General features: G+C 74.3%; 12 protein-coding genes and 1 tRNA gene. 6 read left to right on the top strand and 7 right to left on the bottom strand.

The annotated features are described in order from the left end of the window. Window positions 1-142 precede the first annotated feature (142 nt). On the top strand, window positions 143-5071 hold the full coding sequence (locus ACZ67Q_RS17355; protein WP_471182489.1) for a hybrid sensor histidine kinase/response regulator: 4929 nt from the start codon (window positions 143-145) through the stop codon (window positions 5069-5071). Window positions 5072-5090: 19 nt separating this feature from the next. Here ACZ67Q_RS17355 and ACZ67Q_RS17350 read toward each other — a convergent pair whose 3' ends face one another. Further along, on the bottom strand, window positions 5091-5669 hold the full coding sequence (locus ACZ67Q_RS17350) for a TetR/AcrR family transcriptional regulator (protein WP_471182487.1): 579 nt from the start codon (window positions 5667-5669) through the stop codon (window positions 5091-5093). A 128-nt stretch (window positions 5670-5797) separates the two neighbouring features. Between ACZ67Q_RS17350 and ACZ67Q_RS17345 the strand changes: the two genes are divergently transcribed. Continuing rightward, a complete protein-coding gene (locus ACZ67Q_RS17345) occupies window positions 5798-7012 on the top strand; it encodes an MFS transporter (RefSeq protein ID WP_471182484.1) in 1215 nt (404 codons plus the stop codon). Window positions 7013-7211: 199 nt separating this feature from the next. Here the strand turns inward: ACZ67Q_RS17345 and ACZ67Q_RS17340 are convergent, their stop codons facing one another. The 3 genes from ACZ67Q_RS17340 to ACZ67Q_RS17330 all read right to left on the bottom strand — a co-directional run bounded on the left by ACZ67Q_RS17340 (window position 7212) and on the right by ACZ67Q_RS17330 (window position 10308). Further along, window positions 7212-8867, bottom strand: coding sequence for a long-chain fatty acid--CoA ligase (locus ACZ67Q_RS17340; protein ID WP_471182482.1), 1656 nt, complete (start codon window positions 8865-8867; stop codon window positions 7212-7214). A gap of 145 nt (window positions 8868-9012) precedes the next feature. After that, on the bottom strand, window positions 9013-9561 hold the full coding sequence (locus ACZ67Q_RS17335; RefSeq protein WP_471182480.1) for a SigE family RNA polymerase sigma factor: 549 nt from the start codon (window positions 9559-9561) through the stop codon (window positions 9013-9015). A 420-nt stretch (window positions 9562-9981) separates the two neighbouring features. Further along, window positions 9982-10308, bottom strand: a complete 327-nt coding sequence (locus ACZ67Q_RS17330; RefSeq protein ID WP_361637974.1) for a hypothetical protein — start codon at window positions 10306-10308, stop codon at window positions 9982-9984. Between the two features lie 382 nt (window positions 10309-10690). Between ACZ67Q_RS17330 and ACZ67Q_RS17325 the strand changes: the two genes are divergently transcribed. Then, the gene (locus tag ACZ67Q_RS17325) at window positions 10691-11560 is read left to right on the top strand and encodes a bifunctional DNA primase/polymerase (RefSeq protein WP_471182476.1); all 870 of its coding nucleotides are present in this window, start codon (window positions 10691-10693) and stop codon (window positions 11558-11560) included. Between the two features lie 122 nt (window positions 11561-11682). Here ACZ67Q_RS17325 and ACZ67Q_RS17320 read toward each other — a convergent pair. The 3 genes from ACZ67Q_RS17320 to ACZ67Q_RS17310 form a co-directional block, all read right to left on the bottom strand. Next, window positions 11683-11767, bottom strand: a tRNA-Ser gene (locus ACZ67Q_RS17320). Between the two features lie 188 nt (window positions 11768-11955). Continuing rightward, window positions 11956-12081 carry a hypothetical protein gene (locus ACZ67Q_RS17315; protein ID WP_471182474.1) on the bottom strand — a complete coding sequence of 42 codons (126 nt, stop codon included), beginning with the start codon at window positions 12079-12081 and terminating at the stop codon, window positions 11956-11958. Window positions 12082-12371: 290 nt separating this feature from the next. Then, window positions 12372-13961: a S1C family serine protease gene (locus ACZ67Q_RS17310; RefSeq protein ID WP_471182472.1), complete on the bottom strand. Its 1590-nt coding sequence runs from the start codon at window positions 13959-13961 to the stop codon at window positions 12372-12374. A gap of 279 nt (window positions 13962-14240) precedes the next feature. On the opposite strand from ACZ67Q_RS17310, the gene ACZ67Q_RS17305 reads away from it, so the two are divergent. The 3 genes from ACZ67Q_RS17305 to ACZ67Q_RS17295 all read left to right on the top strand — a co-directional run bounded on the left by ACZ67Q_RS17305 (window position 14241) and on the right by ACZ67Q_RS17295 (window position 17038). Beyond that, entirely contained in the window at window positions 14241-15068 is an 828-nt protein-coding gene (locus ACZ67Q_RS17305) for a glycerophosphodiester phosphodiesterase (protein ID WP_471182469.1), read from the top strand. A gap of 201 nt (window positions 15069-15269) precedes the next feature. Beyond that, window positions 15270-15908, top strand: a complete 639-nt coding sequence (locus ACZ67Q_RS17300; protein ID WP_471182467.1) for an ATP-binding protein — start codon at window positions 15270-15272, stop codon at window positions 15906-15908. Between the two features lie 164 nt (window positions 15909-16072). Next, window positions 16073-17038: a DUF5926 family protein gene (locus tag ACZ67Q_RS17295; RefSeq protein WP_471182465.1), complete on the top strand. Its 966-nt coding sequence runs from the start codon at window positions 16073-16075 to the stop codon at window positions 17036-17038. Window positions 17039-17052 lie beyond the last annotated feature (14 nt).

Raw genomic sequence — 17052 nt, 5'->3', positions numbered from 1 at the left:
GCCGGGGCGTCCGGGCAACCGTCTCATCCCGCATCGCAGACGCAACGGCTCCCCGTAGACTCCCCGGCGTGACACGCCGCAGGGCGGTTGGCAAGATGGCCCGAGCGGTCGGCAAGGTGCGGTAACAGGGAGGAAGCGTCTCGTGAGCAGCAGGCCATCCCGAGGCGCTGCTCGCCTCGCAGCCATACTGGACGCGCTGCCCGACGCGTTGGTCCTGGTCAACGCCAACGGCACCGTCGTCAACGCCAACACCATCGCGCTGGAGGCGTTCGAGACCCCGGGCACCGCCCTCGTCGGGCGCGGGCTGCTCGACCTGCTGCCCGGCTTCGACTCCAAGCTGATCCCCGGCTCGATGCGCCGGCCCGACCACATCGACCCGCGGGCCCGGACCAAGCCGACCCGGATGATGGCCCGGCGCACCGACGGCACCGAGTTCCCGGTCGAGGTCACCAGCGCGAATCTGGAGAACGGCCAGCAGGCCTACGACGGTTACGGCTACACCGGCGACGAGCTGCTGATGCTCGTCGTACGCGACCTGTCCGGGACCATCGACACCGAGGCGGAGCTGGCGCGCTCGCAGCGGCAGACCGAGATGATCCTGCGGGCCGCCGCGGAGGGCGTCGTCGGCACGGACACCGACGGGCGGATCGTGCTCGTCAACCCGGCCGCCGCGCAGATCCTCGGGTACCGGGCCAGCGACCTCGGCGGCAAGGAGCTGCACGACCTCGTGCTGCACTCGCGCGCCGACGGCACCCCCTTCCCGTACGACGAGTCGCCGCTCGCCGACACCCTGCGCTCCGGACGCAAGCACCGGGTGCGCGGGCAGGTGCTGTGGTCCAAGGGCGGGGAGCAGGTCTCGGTCGACCTGACCACCGCGCCGGTGCGCGACGGCGACCAGCTCGTGGGCGCCGTCATGACCTTCACCGACCGGCGGCCCTACGAGGCCCTGGCGGAGGCGAAGGCGGCACTGGAGAAGGCGCACGCCGAGGAACTGGAGCGGCTCTCCGAGGAGCACGCCTCCGACCTGACCGCGCTGCGCCAGAGCCATGTCACGGAGCTGGAGGAGCTGCGCGAGAAGCACGCCGAGGAGCTGGCGGCCGGCGAGGAGCGCTACGCGTCCCTCGGGGAGCGCGAGAAGGATCGTTACGAGGCGCTGAACGCGCGCTACGACCAGCTGGTGACCCTCCTGGGCACCTCCCTGCGCGGACCGCTGGACGAGCTGCGCCGCGAGCTGTCGGCGCTCGCCGCGGACGACGCCGGGCAACTGTGGCCCGAGGCCAACCAGGTGCTCCACCACCTCAGCGCCGGCTACGCGCGGATCACCACCCTCATCGACAACGTCCTCGGCTACCAGCGGCTCGACGCCGCGGGGCAGCAGATCACGCGGACCAAGGTCATGCTCGACGCCGTCGTCGCCTCCGGGGTCGACGGAGCCGTGGAGCTGATCGGTCCCGGCCGGGTGCAGTTCGCCGTGCACGCCCCGCCCATCGAGGCCGAGGTCGACCCGCGGCTGCTCGCGACCGCGCTCGCGCATCTCGTCGCGGACGTCGCCGGGGTCGACGCCACCGGCAACGCGCCCGTCTCGGCGGGCGGTTACATGGACAACACCGTCGTCGTCGCGGCGGCGCAGCGCGGCGAGGTCGCGCGGATCGAGGTACGCGGACCGTACGCCGGAGGGGACCCGGTGCACGAGCCGATCGTGCGCGGAATCGTGCGCGCCCACGGCGGCGTGCTGCAGACGCACGAGGTGCCGGGCATGAGCGGCAGTGCGTATGTCCTCGAGGTCCCGCTCGGCGGCGGCGCCGGAGCCGTCACGGCCGACCCGGCCGGGGTGGCCGGGTCCGGCGGCCCGGTCTCGGAGGAGTACCCCGCGGACGGCCAGACCTCCGGTGGCGGGCGGCGGCGGGCCCGGCGTTCCTCGACCGACGCGTTCCTGGAACTCGAGGGCGCCGAGGAGCCGTCCGGCTCCGCCGCCGAGGGCTCGGGCGGTACCGGGCGGCGACGCCGGCGTGCGACCGCGCCGCCCCAGGAGGAGCCGGCACCGGACGCGGGCGCGGCCCTGGAGCTGGCCGGCGGCGGCACGGGGCGGCGACGCCGCGCTGTCGCGACCCCGGACGGGACGGGTGCCCCGGCCGAGGGTGCCGTGATGACCGCCGACGAGCATGCCGCCGGGACCGCGGCCGTCGGCACCGGGCTGGGCGGGACCGTGCCGCCGCAGGGCGTGCCCGCGCCGTCCGGCCGGCGCGCCCGGCGTGCCGTCGGCGGTGAGCAGAACGCCCTGCCGCCCGCGCTGCCCGCTGCCACCGGAAACGCGGGGGACGGGGGAGACGTGGGGGGTCCCGCGGACGCGGGGGACGCTCCGCAGCCGACCGGGCGGCGCCGCCGTGCCCTCGCGGCCGCGCAGGAACGCGCCGCCGCGCAGGAGGCCGCGCCGCGCACCGTCTTCGCCCTTCCGCCCGCCGACGCCGACCGCCCGGCCGACGCCACGCCGGACACCCCCGCGGACGCCCCCGCTGCGGCGGTGGACAGTGCCCTCCCCCCGACCGGCGGTCCCGTCACCCCGGCCGGCGCTCCGGTGGCTCCGGCGGGCCGTCCCGCCGTACCGTTCGCCGGGCCCGACGCACCGGGCGCCGGGGCTCAGCCGGGTGCCGCGCAGGCCGTTCCGGTTCCGGTTCCGGGGCCCGGTGTGCCCGCGGACGTCCTCATCGCCCACGGTCGCCACGACGGCGCGCCGCACGACGGCTCCGGTGACCACACACCGCCGCAGCCGCACCCGACGACTGCTCCGACCGGCCGACGCCGCCGCGCGGCCGCCCAGCCGACGGACACTCCTGAAGCCGCGGGGGCCGGTGGAGTTGCCGACGCCTCCGCCACGGCGACGGCCCCCGCTGGTCCCGCCGGTCCCGGTACCGGTCCTTCCGGCGCTCCGGTGGCTCCGGCCGGTACGACGGAGACGGCGGCCTCGGCGACCCCGGCCGGCCCCGCAACGCCGACCCCCACGGGCCCCGCAGCTCCCGGCGCCCCGGCCACCCCGGCCGTTCCGCCCCAGGGCGCCGCCGTTCCGCCCGGCGCCCAGGACGCGGCCGCGCAGCCGCTCGCCGCCCCCGCGTCCCCGGGACAGCCGGCCCCGGGCCGGCCGATCCCCGCCCAGCCCACGCCCGGTCAGCCCGGTCAGCCCGCCCCCGTGCAGGCCGCTCCGGCCGGCCCCCTCCTCGTGCCCGGCGCCCCGGGACAGCCGACCCCGGCACACAGCGCTCCGGGACAGCCGGCCCCCGCCCACGGCGCCCCCGGCATGCCCGTCCCTCCGCAAACCGCCGTCACCCCGCCGCACCCCCTGCCCGGCCCGGCCGAGCAGCCGGACCCCGGCCAGTCGGGCGGTCAGGCCGGCCCGGGCCGGCCGATCCCCGCGCAGGCCACCGGCGGGGCGGCACCGGCCCAGCCCGTCCCCGCGCACGGCCTTCCGCACCCGCTCGCCGCGCCGGGCGCCGCCCAGCCGCTCCCCGCCGAGGCCGCCCCCGGTCAGGGCACCCCGCCGCAGGGCACCCCCGCCCCTCAGCAGTGGCCGGCCGCCGACGCCGCCCCGAGCGCCCACGCCACGCCGGGCGCCGGGACCGCCGTACCCCCGGCCGCGCCCACCGCCGTATCCCCGCACGCCACCGGACCGCTGCCCACCCCCGGCGCCGCCCCGGCGCCGCCGAACGCGGGCGCCGCCGTGCCCCCGGCGGACGCCACCGCCGTACCTCCCACGGGCGCCCCCGCACCCACCGCCGGCACCCCCGCCTCCCGGGCCGCGCAGCCGCTGCCCGCCGAGGCTCCCGGGCTGGTGGACCCGAACTCCACGCAGGGCCGGGCGATCAGTGTGCGCACGCTGGGACAGGGCGTGCCGTTCACGCGGCAGGCCGCCCAGGCGCAGGTCCCGGGTGCCGCGCAGCCCGTGCGGCCCGGGCCGGCCACCCCGCCGCCGCACGCGCCGGGCGGCAGCGGTCGGCGCCGGAAGCTCGGCACGCCGCCCGATCCCGCCACGCGCGCCGGCGCCGCGGAGCAGTCGGCCCGTCCGCATCCCGCGGCCGACCCGTCCACGCCGGCCGCACGAACGGCACCCGCCACACCCACCCCGCCGGGCGCACCCGCCCAGCGGCCGGCCCCCGCCGGCCCCGGCACCCCGGTGCCGCAGCCGTCGCTCGCCGGGCAGGCGCGGCTGGTGGCGCCGGGCACCGAGGGCGCGGGACGGTCGTACGCCATAGGGGCGCCGGACGAGAACGCCGCCGAGGGTCCCGAGCCGCTGGACGGTCCGGGCGGCGCGGTGGAGGTCGCTGACGCGCCCCCGCCGCTGCCGATGGACGACGAGCTGCCGCCGGAGCCGCTGGACAACCCGCGTCGGCTGCTGGTGTGGCCTGCGCCGGACATGAGCACCCAGCAGGCGCTCAGCGACCGCGGCTACCGGCCGGTGATCGTGCACTCGCGCGAGGAGGTCGACGCGCAGATCGCGGCGTTCCCCGCCGCGCTGTTCGTGGACCCGCTGACCGGGCCGATCACCCGGACCGCGCTGCAGCAGCTGCGGCAGGCCGCCGTGGCCGCTCAGGTGCCGGTGATGGTGACCGCGGGCCTCGGACAGGCGTCGCGGGAGGCCGCCTACGGCGCGGACCCGGCCGTCCTGCTGAAGGCGCTCGCGCCGCGGGACAGTGAGCAGCATCCGCCGCGCGTGATGCTCATCGAGGAGCACGCGGAGATCGCGCTGGCGCTGACCGCGACGCTGGAGCGGCGCGGGATGCAGGTCGCGCGGGCCGCGAGCGACGCGGACGCGGTGGCGCTGGCGGGCCAGTTCCGGCCGAACCTGGTCGTGATGGACCTGCTGCAGGTGCACCGCCGGCGGGCCGGGATCGTGGACTGGCTGCGCGCGAACGGGCAGCTCAACCGCACCCCGCTGGTCGTCTACACCGCCGCCGTCGACCAGGCGGACCTGCCGCGTCTTGCGTCGGGCGAGACGGTGCTGTTCCTGGCGGAGCGGTCCACCAGCACGGAGGTGCAGACGCGGATCGTCGATCTGCTGGCCCGCATCGGGACCAACTGACCTTCCGGTCCCGGACGGTCTACGGCGCGATCAGCCTGCGCGCCGCCTCCTTCACCGAGGCGCGCAGGCGGGCCCGGTCGGGTCCGTCGGCGCCGACGAGGATGCGGCTCATCTGCGGGACGACGGTGACCCAGTTGGCCAGGGCGATGAGCAGGAACAGCAGGTCGGCGGGCGGGATCGCGTCGCTGATCACGCCGCGTTCCTGGCCGTCGCGCATCGCGGCGACCTTGGCGGCGTAGTGGTCCTGGCGCTCGGCCTCGTCGGGCAGCTCGGCGGTGCCGTACTCGATGCCCTCCCAGTACAGCAGGCGCAGGAGTTCCGGGTGGGCGGCGTGGTAGTCCATGAGGCGGTCCAGCCAGCCCTCGATGTCGTCCGGGTCGACGGGTACCGCGGCGGCGAGGTCGACCATCGAGCGGCCCAGGACCTGGGAGAACAGCTCCGCCTTGTTGCCGAAGTAGGCGTAGATCAGCTGCTTGTTGGCCTTCGCCTCGCTCGCGATGCGGTCGATGCGGGCGCCCGCGATGCCGTGCCGGGCGAACTCGGCGACGGCTGCCTCGAAGATGCGGGCCTTGGTGGCCTCCGGGTCCCTTGCTGCCATGGCGACAGGGTAGCCCCTCGGGTAACCAACTGTTTGGTTGACAGGGAATCGAGCGGCCCTCCAGACTGTTGACCCATCATCCAACCAACCAGTTAGTTGTGAGAGCCGGCTCGAAGGAGTCCCTCCCCATGTCCTCGACCCCCGTGTCCTCGGCATCCACCGCCGTCCGCCGCCGCGTGGTGCGCGACGCAGGCCCCCGTACCCCCTCCTCCGCGCTCTTCCTGGTCCTCATCGCCCTCTGCACCGCGGTGACGGCCGCCAACATCTACCTCGCCGCACCGCTGCTCCCGCTGATCGCCCGCGACTTCGGCTCCACCCCGCCGGCGATCGCCTGGATCGCCTCCGTCGCCCAGCTCGGCTACGCCGTCGGCCTGCTGTTCTTCGCCCCGCTCGGCGACACCGCCAACCGCCGCCGGCTGGTCACCGCCCTCACCGTCCTCACGACGCTCGCGCTGGCCGCCGGAGCCGCCGCGCCCGGCACCGGGGCGCTCGCGGGCGCGGTGTTCGTCGCCTCCGCGGCGACCGTGATCCCGCAGCTGCTGGTGCCGCTGGTCGCCGAACGGGCGCCCGCCGACCGCCGGGCGTTCCATGTCGCCGCCGTCATCGCGGGCCTGTTCACGGGCATCGTCGCCGCCCGCGTGGTCGGCGGTCTGGCCGGGCAGGCGTTCGGCTGGCGCTGGGTGTTCGCGGGCTCGGGCGTCCTGACGCTCACCCTGGGCCTCGCGACCGCGGTCGTCCTGCCCTCGGCCCGCAAGGGCGGCGCCGGCTTCCTCGCCGGGATCGCCGCGCTGCCGGGGCTGGTGCGCCGCTCGCCCGACCTGTGGCGGGCGTGCGTGCGGCAGGCCGGGATGTTCGGGGCGTGGAGCGCCCTGTGGACCTCGCTCGCCCTGCTGCTGACGGGCCCGGTCTACGGCCTGTCGACCGCGACAGCCGGGCTGTTCGGCCTGTTCGGGCTCGCGGCCAGCGTGGTCGCGCCGCTGGCCGGCGGCCTGGTCGACCGGTTCGGCGCGGCGAAGGTCGTCCGTACGGCCTATCTGGTCGCCGCGGTGTCGGTGCCGCTCTTCTGGCTCGGCGGCCACGTCATCGCCGCGCTCTTCGCGGCCGCGATCGCGATCCACGCCGCCCTGGTCGCCTCCCACGTCGCCAACCAGACCCTGGCACTGACCACCACGTCCACCCCGGCCGCCGCCAACACCGCCTACGTGGTCAGCGGCTTCGCCGGCGGCGCACTCGCCTCGGCCCTGGCGGGCCCGGCCTTCGGCCACTTCGGCTGGGGCGGGGTCTGCGCGGTGGCGGCGGCCTGGCTGACGCTCGGCTGGACCGCCACGGCGGTACGCCGGTGAGGATCTCGCGGGCGTGGTCTTGCCGCCGGGCGAGCGAGCGGAGGGCGCCCGGCGGTGGGGGACGTGACCGCCGGGCGGCCGAGCGGAGGGCACGCCACCGAGCGGCCGAGCGGAGGGCGCGTCATCGTCGTACGTCGGTGACGCGCCCGTCCTTTCGGGGAAGCGGCCGACCGCCCCTGCGCTGGGCAGCCGCCCGGTGTCAGAGCTGCGTGACGTCCAGCTCGCCCTGTGCGTACTTCCTGCGGAGCACCTTCTTGTCGAACTTGCCGACGCTCGTCTTCGGGACCGTCTCGACGATCGTCCAGCGCTCCGGGAGCTGCCACTTGGCGATGTGGCCCTCCTCGGCGAGGAAGGCGCGCAGCGACTCGAAGTCGGCCGTCGAGCCCTCCTTGAGGACGACCGTGGCCAGCGGGCGCTCACCCCACTTCTCGTCGGGGACGGCGACGACGGCCGCCTCGGCGACGTCCGGGTGCGACATCAGCGCGTTCTCCAGCTCGACCGAGGAGATCCACTCGCCGCCGGACTTGATGACGTCCTTGGCCCGGTCGGTGAGGGTGAGGAAGCCGTCGGGGGAGATGGTGCCGACGTCACCGGTCTTCAGCCAGCCGTCCTCGCTGAACTTGTCGGCGGGGCGCAGCGCTTCGGCGTCGGGGCCGTTGTAGTACGCGCCGGCGATCCACGGGCCGCGCACCTCCAGCTCGCCCGCCGACTCGCCGTCCCAGGGCAGGCGCTCCCCGCCGGGGCCGGTGAGGCGGGCCTCGACGGAGGCGGGGAAGCGGCCCTGGGTGAGCCGGTAGCCGAACTCCTCGTCGGTGCCGACCGCGTGAGCCGGCGGGCGGGCCACCGTGCCGAGCGGCGAGGTCTCCGTCATGCCCCAGGCGTGACACACCCGCATGCCGAGCTGGTCGAAGGCCTCCATGAGGGAGGGCGGGCAGGCCGAGCCGCCGATGGTGACCTGGTGCAGGGACGACACGTCACGCGGCCTGGCGTGCAGTTCGGCGAGCAGGCCCTGCCAGATGGTCGGCACGGCGGCCGCGTGGGTCGGCTTCACGCTCTCGATCATCTCGGCGAGCGGAGCCGGCTGCAGGAACCGGTCCGGCATCAGCAGGTTGACGCCGGTCATGAAGGTCGCGTGCGGCAGGCCCCAGGCGTTCACATGGAACTGGGGCACCACGACCAGGGAGGTGTCCTGGTCGGTCAGGCCCATCGACTGGGCCATGTTGACCTGCATGGAGTGCAGGTAGATCGAACGGTGGCTGTAGACCACGCCCTTGGGGTCGCCGGTGGTGCCGGAGGTGTAGCACATGGAGGCGGCCCGCCGCTCGTCCAGCTCCGGCCAGTCGTACGCCGTCGGCTTCCCGGCGAGCAGTTCCTCGTACTCGTGGACCTGCGGCGCGGCGTCCGCGAGCAGCGTGCGGTCGCCCGGACCGGTGACCACGATGTGCTCGACGGTCTTCAGGTGCGGCAGCAGCGGGGCCAGCAGCGGCAGCAGGGAACCGTTGACCACGATGACCTTGTCCGCGGCGTGGCCGACGATCCAGGTCAGCTGCTCGGCGGGCAGGCGCAGATTGAGCGTGTGCAGGACCGCGCCCATGGAGGGGATGGCGAAATACGCCTCCACGTGCTCGGCGTTGTTCCACATGAGGGTCGCGACCCGGTCGTCGTCGCGCACGCCCAGGTCCTCGCGCAGTGCATGCGCCAGCTGGGCGGCGCGGGCGCCGATCTCGGCGTAGGAGCGGCGCTGCGGTGCCCCCTCGCCCGTCCAGGTGATCACCTGCGAGGTGCCGTGGACCGTCGACCCGTGGGTCAGGATCCTCGAGATCAGCAGCGGTACGTCCTGCATCGTGCTCTGCACGGCGTCCTCCCGGGCGACGTCGCCTACGCGGTGGTAACGGTTGCGCTGATTCTGCGCACATACCGCGCGGTATGTCACTAGGGAGCGGTGATCGATCACTGCGCCGTGGGTCACGAAGTCGGTGTGAGCGACGACTCCGGCCGGCTCAGCGCGCCGGTACCAGCTCCGGGTCCTCACGCAGCTTGCCCAGCGCCCGCGACACCGCCGACTTCACCGTACCCACCGACACGCCGAGCACCTCCGCCGTCTGGGCCTCGCTGAGATCCTCGTAGTACCTGAGGACGACCATCGCCCGCTGCCGCGCCGGGAGCTTCGTGATCGCCCGCCACATCGCGTCGTGCAGCGCCTGCCGCTCGGCCGGGTCGTCGTCGCCGTGGACGGGGTCGGGCTCGGGCAGCTCGTCCGTCGCGAACTCGTCGACCTTGCGCTTGCGCCACTGCGAGGTGCGCGTGTTCACCAGCGCCCGGCGCACATAGCCGTCCAGCGCGCGGTGGTCCTCGATGCGCTCCCAGGCGACGTACGTCTTGGTGAGCGCGGTCTGCAGCAGGTCCTCCGCGTCGCTCGGGTTCGCGGTGAGCGAGCGGGCGGTACGCAGCAGCGCCGACTGGCGGGCCCGGACGTACGCCGAGAAGGACGTGTACGGCGGCGCCCACGTCGCGGCCTTCGAAGCGCTGGTGCAGACGGGTGTGGTCATGTCTCCACGCTAGGAGCGGACCGCGTGGTCGGGGATCACCCGCAGGTCCCGAAGCCGAGTCCCCCTCAGGTTGTAGGGGTGGGGCTCACCCCACCTCCCAGAGGTGGACCCACGGGTGGACGCCCCTGCGGGACGAACCCCGAGAATGCCGTGCCTCCACGGCCCGGACCAGCCCCGATGCCGGTACGACGGCCCCCGCCGCCACCAGGGTCGGCCGGCCGCCACGCCCCGGCCACCGGCGCCCGCCACACGCCTGCGCGGCGGTGGCGGCCCCCGCGCGGGACGCCCGCGCCGGCCTTGTGCGCACACGCCTGCGCGGCGGTGCCGGAGCACCGCCGCGCTGACCTTGTGAACCACCCACAGAGCACACCTCGAACGGGCACCGAGGGGGCCGGCGGCAGACTCGCCGGCCCCCTCAGCTCACCACCACAGCGGGGAGAAGCTGACGGCGACGTTCTCGTTGCCCTGGTTGACCGCGGTGAACGCGGAGCCGTTCACCTGGGCCGTGTTGCTCTGGTTGGAGGCGCCGGAGCCGATCGCCTGCTGCTGTGTGGTCGAGGAGTTTCCGGTGTTGTGGCCGCCGACGCCGCTGCCCACGATGCCCTGGACGGCGTTGGTGACGGCCGCGCTCGATCCGTCGTCCGCGATGGCACCGTTGTCGGCCGTCGCGACGCCGGCGAAGAGGGCGGCGGCCAGCGGGAGGGCGGAGACAGCGGCGAGAACGCGGGCGGTACGGATGCTTGCCATGTGTGTTCCTCCATCGGGACCCACGCACCGGCCGGGCGGCCGGTCACGCGTCAAGTACGGCTGATTTCGGGGCAGTTGGCCGTCCGCCCCGAGGGTTGTGCACGACGTCGCGAGACCAGAGTTGCCCACCGAATCCCCGGCGAACCAGCCCGGAAGGCGCTATTCGCCCTCAAGCGTGATGACAAGTCGATAAACCCCTATCACCACCTTTCACCGCCCCTTCACTCACAGGTCAGACACCTCGGACAGGTCCGCCCCAAGCACCGCAAGAGGTGAACCGTTCCGTCACCTTTCCGGCCGTTCCGCCGACCCGCGGCGTGTCGCCGTTCCGGAGAACCGGCTCCCCCTTCCCATCATCGAACACGTGTACGAAAATGAATCCATGGCCCCCACCGACCGGCAGGCCAGGACGCTGGCCCTCGCCCATGCCCTGTCAGCCGCCGAACGCGGCCTGGCCGTCATCCCCCTGTCCCGGACGAAACTCCCGGCCCTGCGCTCCCCCCACCGCAACGACCCCGCGGGCACGCCCCCCTGCCACGGCGAGTGCGGCCGCTTCGGCCACGGCGTGTACGACGCCTCCACCGACCCCGGCCGCATCCGCGAACTGTTCGCCGCCGCCCCCTGGGCCACGGGTTACGGCATCGCCTGCGGACTGCCCCCGCACCACCTGATCGGCATCGACCTCGACACCAAGACCGGCACCGACTCCACCACCGCGCTGCGCGAGCTGGCCCTGCGCCATCTGTTCACGATCCCGCCCACGGTCGTGGTCGTGACCCCCTCGGGCGGCCGCCACCTCTGGCTCACCGGCCCTCCGGACACCGCGGTCCCCAACTCCGCGAGCCGCCTCGCCCCCGGCATCGACATCCGCGGCGCCGGCGGCTACCTGGTCGGCCCCGGCTCCCGCACCGAGCACGGCGAGTACACCGTCGCCCCCGGCAGCGCCCACCTGACACCGGCACCCTGCCCGCCGTCGCTGCTCCGCCTGCTGCTGCCGCCCCCTCGCGACGACCACCCGCCCCACCGGCCGGCGGACGCGCACGGCCAGGGCCTGGTCCACTTCGTCCTCGCCGCACACGAGGGCCAGCGCAACACCCGCCTGTTCTGGGCCGCCTGCCGTGCCTACGAAAACGGCCTCGGCCCCACCCTGCTGACCCCCCTGATCGCCGCGGCCCTCGACACGGGCCTGACCGAGCGCGAAGCACGCGCCACGATCGCGTCGGCGGCCCGGCTGACAGGCCACCGACCGTGATCAGCGGGAGAGGCCGCCGCGACCGCGCTGAGCCGACGGGGCGTGGAGGCAACGGTGGCAGGGACGGGTGCGGGAAGGACGAGAGCCTCTGACCGTCTCGCCGGTCAGAGGCTCTCCCGATGCGGTGGGTGTGGGATTTGAACCCACGGTGACTCGCGCCACGACGGTTTTCAAGACCGTTCCCTTAGGCCGCTCGGGCAACCCACCTTCGCCCCGGCCCGCCTGGGCCGGAGCGGCTACAGCCTACCGGCCTCCGGCGTCGTACGGGCGCGTGGTCCACACGGGGTCCACTGCCCCCGCGTCTTCCGCGATCCCCCAAGTCCCCCCTGACCGCCTCCCGTCGGTCCCGTCGACGCCCGGCAAGCCGCTGTCCTGCCGTTCTTCCGGGCCTCGGGTCAGGCGAGGGCGTAGCGGGCGAGAGCCGGTTCGAGCATGTCGAAGGCACCGGCCGCTTCCGCGGTGACGGTTACGGCGATGTCGTCGTCGGGGTGTCCGGCCGAGGAAGCCATAGAGCTCGCCAAGAGCCTCCCCACCCCGGAGACGGTCGAGATCCGCCCGATCCTCGAATCTGCCTGATCCGGGCAGGGGCAGCAGCCCCCGGCACCGCCGACGCCGGGGGGCCGGCCGCCGGCGGACGAAGTCCTGATGGCGTCGGCAGGGCTACTCGTGGTGCTCATGCCCGCGGCGTGTCGGTCCACGGCCCACCCCTGCCGCCGGGCGGGCGGCGCGGGGTGTCGGTCCACGGCCCGCCCCTGCCGCCGGGCGGGCGGCGCGGGGCAGGACCACCGGGTCGGCCGGGGCGGCGCTCGGGTCAGCTGTCGCCGACGCGGGAGCCCAGGGTCAGTTCGACCGTGTGGGACTTGCCGTCGCGCTCGTAGGTGATCGTCACCTTGTCGCCGGGCTTGTGGGTCCAGATCTCGCCGATCAGGGTGGGCCCGGAGTCGATCACCCGGTCGTCCAGCTTGGTGATCACGTCACCCGCCTTGAGGCCGGCCTTGGCGGCGGGACCGCCCGGCTCCACCGACGAGGAGCCGCCCGCGCCCTGCGAGGTGATCGTCGCGCCGCCGCTGGACTCCTCCAGCGAGACCGACGCGCCGATCTTGGCGTACACCGGCTTGCCCGTCTTGATCAGCTGCTGGGCGACGTACTTCGCCTGGTTGACCGGGATGGCGAAGCCCAGGCCGATCGAGCCGGACTGGCCGGAGCCGCCGAGGCCACCGCTGCCGGTGGACTGGATCGCGGAGTTGATGCCGATGACGCTGCCGCCCGCGTCCAGCAGCGGGCCGCCGGAGTTGCCCGGGTTGATCGAGGCGTCCGTCTGCAGGGCGCTCATGTACGACGCCTGGCTGCCGGAGCCGTCGCTGGAGGCCACCGGGCGGTTCTTGGCGCTGATGATGCCGGTCGTCACCGTGTTGGACAGGCCGAAGGGGGCGCCGATCGCGATCGTCGCGTCGCCGACCGCGACCTGATCGGAGTTGCCCAGCGGGAGCGGCTTGAGGTCCGACGGCGCGTTCTTGAGCTTGATGACGGCGACGTCGTAGCCCTGCGCGTGACCCACCACCTCGGCGTCGTACTTCTTGCCGTTCGGGAAGGTCGCCGTCAGCTTGCCGCCGTTCACGGCGTCGGCGACGACGTGGTTGTTGGTGACGATGTGGCCCTGGGTGTCGAAGACGAACCCGGTGCCGGTACCGCCCTCGCCGTTGGTGGACTCGGCCTGGATGGTGACCGTGCTCGGCAGCGCCTTGGCGGCAACGCCCGCGACCGTGCCGGGGTCGCGCTTGACGTCACCGCCGCTGGTGGCCGCGGAGACCGTGGTGGAGCCGGTGCTGTCGTTGTCCTTGGCCAGCGTGTAGCCGATGCCGCCGCCCAGGCCGCCAGCGACCAGCGCGGCCACCAGGATCGCGGCCAGCATGCCGCCGCGGCCGGACTTGGGCTTCGAGGCGGAGTGCGACGGGTACGGCGCGCCCCAGCCGTGTCCGGCCGCCGGGTCGCCGCCGCCACTGCCGCCACCGGCGTACGCCGGGGTGGCGGGGGGCGGGGGCGGCCAGCCGGCCTCCGCCGCGGTCCCGGGAGCTCCGGGGTGCGGCGCGGCGCCGACGGGGGCAGCCGCCGGTGCGGAAGGTGCGCCGGGTGGCATCTGAGGTGTGTGGGGCGCCTGAGGTGACTGGGCTGTCTGCGTCGGGGGCTGCTCGGGTGACGCTGCGGCGCCTGTCGAGGGGAGCTCCGACGCCGGCGCGGCGCCGGTCGGCGGCTGGTCCGGGCGGGCCGGGGCCGGGTTCGCCGGTGCGTCGCCCTGGGGAGCCGGGGCGGGCGGGTGGGCGGAGGCTGCGGGAGATTCCACCGGCACGGGAGGTGCTGACGGGGCCGGGGGTACCTCAGTGCCCTCGTTCTCGGTGCTCACAGCTCTTCTCCTCGATCCACGGCTGTCGTTGTCGGTCACGGTCACAGGTCACAGGCTTGGGACGCACGCGGGCCGCTGTGCATGTGCATTTGTATGCCGTCAGCTTTTCCCACGAGCCGTCAGGGGGCCGTAAGCGGTGGCTGTGGGTTCCCGGCAACCCTTTGACCACCCTTTATATAGGACCTGTCGGACTAAAGGGGTGTACCACCGATATGCTTACCGTGCTTTCACCGCACCCGCGGTCCCCCGCCTACCCCGTCCCGGTGGCACCATGACGCGGTGACCCACGCACGACCCCACCACATCCAAGTAGTCGCCCACCGCGGGGCTTCCGAGGACGCGCCGGAGCACACGCTCGCCGCCTACCGCAAGGCCATCGAGGACGGCGCGGACGCCCTCGAGTGCGACGTCCGCCTGACCGCCGACGGGCACCTCGTCTGCGTGCACGACCGCCGCGTCAACCGTACGTCCAACGGCCGCGGCGCGGTCTCCGCCCTGGAGCTCGCCGACCTGGCCGCGCTGGACTTCGGCTCCTGGAAGACCCGCGATGCCTGGCGCGGGCGGGACGAGGAGCCGGACTGGGAGTTCCGGCCGGAGGACCGCGAGGCGACGTCCGTGCTGACCCTGGAGCGGCTGCTGGAGCTCGTGGCCGACGCCGGGCGGCGGGTGGAACTGGCCATCGAGACCAAGCACCCCACACGCTGGGCCGGACAGGTCGAGGAGCGGCTGCTGCACCTGCTCAAGCGGTACGGCCTGGATGCGCCGGCCTCGCCGGAGGAGTCGCAGGTCCGTGTCATGAGCTTCTCCGCGCGTTCGCTGCACCGCGTGCGTGCCGCCTCGCAGACCCTGCCGACGGTGTATCTGATGCAGTTCGTCTCACCGCGGTTGCGCGACGGACGGCTGCCGGCGGGCGTGGGGATCGCGGGCCCCTCGATCCGGATCGTGCGCGGTCATCCCGGGTACGTGGAGCGGCTGAAGCAGGCCGGACGGCAGGTGCACGTGTGGACGGTGAACGAGCCGGAGGACGTGGAGCTGTGCGCCCGCCTCGGGGTGGACGCCATCATCACCAACCGCCCGCGCGCGGTGCTGGACCAACTGGGGCGTTGATCCGCCGGGGCCTTCGCGAGGGCCCGCCCTCGGTCACCCGGTGAGGCACGCGGCGGTAACGACAGTCACAGCAGTCACCCATGCCTCTTGACCCTCATGCGCTTGCTGTCCCATCCTCACCTCTCGGCCACACCGAAGAAATCCAGCCACTTGATTACGGGGAGTGCTCCGGCGCGTTCGGTCCGTGTTCGACGGCGGTGAATGCGTCCACGGACGATGATTGGCCGGTTTCCGGTACAGGCCAATGGGGCAAACACACCGTGGCGTGGGGCGAAGGAGGTCTCGGGGGTGGCGTTGGTGGTGGCACAGGAGGTGCCCACGTCGTCGAGCATGGCCGTACCCCATGGCCCTGCGGGCGTGGGTAAGGCACGGCATCGGATGCGTGACCAGTTGCGCAGCACCGGTGTTGCCGAATCGGTCATCGACGATGCCGTACTGATCCTTTCGGAACTCTTGAGCAACGCGTGCAAACACGGCCGGCCCCTGGGCGACGCGCTCGCCGGGGACGGTGACGTGCGGGCCGCGTGGCGGGTGGACCCGAGCGGCCGGCTCCTGGTCGAGGTGACGGACGGCGGCGGACCGACCCGTCCGGCCCCGGCCACGCCCTCGGTGACCGCGCACGGCGGTCGCGGCCTGAACATCATCACCGCGCTCGCCGACGACTGGGGTGTACGGGACGGCGTGCGCGGCGAGGTCACGGTGTGGGTCGTCGTCCACGACGACGTGTACGACCCGGACGCCGGACGCCGCCGCGAGGACTTCGCCACGCGCGTGGCGGCACCGCCGGTGGCCGCGATGGCCGACCTCGACTTCACGGACGCCTTCGACGACCTGGACTGACCCACGACGACTCCGGATGCGCCGCGTTGTCCGCAGCCGTCCCGGTCCGAGCCCGCGTCGTCCGGGCCCGCCCGCGCCGCGTTGTCCACAGGTCGGCGTCGGTCGTGGCGTGAACGGCTAGGCTCGCGCCGTACCAGACGAGCCGTATCCGGGAGACACCCATCATGGCCAAGAAGCGACCCCAGACGAAGGCCGCGCGCCCTCAGCTGAGCGAGGGAGAGATCCCGGTTGTCGGCGCCCGCGAGCCCTGCCCCTGCGGCAGCGGCCGGCGCTACAAGGCCTGCCACGGCCGGGCAGCGGCGCAGGCCGTGACCGAGCTGGTGCACCGCCCGTTCGAGGGGCTGCCCGGCGAGTGCGATTGGGTGGCGCTGCGCGAACTCGTCCCGGCGGCCACCGTCGAGCTGCCCCTGAAGGACGCCCTGCCCGAGGGTGTCCCGTCGGTCACGCTGGCCACCGTGCTGCCGATGGCCTGGCCCGCGCTGCGCCGCGACGACGGGTCGGTCCTGCTCGGCCTGCAGAACGACACGGCGTCCGGCGACATCAGCCGCGATCTGGCCGACACCCTGCTGCGCGCCCTCGAGGCGGAACCGGGCACGCCGGTGCAGGGCCGCCGCGCCCCTGCCGACGGTCCGCGACTGCAGGACCTGCTCGACGCGAAGGGCGCGTTCGAGCCGGTGGTGCACAGCGGCTTCGAGTTCTGGGTGCCGGACGCGGAGAACGCCACGCCGGAGGTCGCCGCCTCCCTGGAGCGGGCGAACGCCGCGGCGATCCCGACCGTTCGGCTGACCGGTGTGGACGCGGCGTACTGGTGCGAGACCCCGGACAAGAACCACCTGCGCTGGGTCATGCCGCACCCGGAGGAGCGGCTTCTGGACGCGCTGGCGCGGCTGCACGCCGCGGGCGGTTCCAGCCTCGGTGAGGGCACGCGCCTGGTCGGTTCCTTCCGCGCCCACGGTCTGACCGTGCCGGTGTGGGACCTGCCGTCGTCGGTCACCGCGGCGGACGTGGAGAAGCCGGCCGCCGAGTTCGCCGAGCGCCTGGCCGAAGCGCTGGCGGTGCAGGAGCCGCTGACCGCCCAGGAGCGCCGCGCTCGCGGGGGGCTGACCAACCGGCAGGTCACGCTCAGTTGACACCTTGGCACCGG

This window comes from Streptomyces sp. NPDC036813 (genome assembly GCF_055609245.1).
This window is presented reverse-complemented; position numbering and strand designations above follow the sequence as displayed.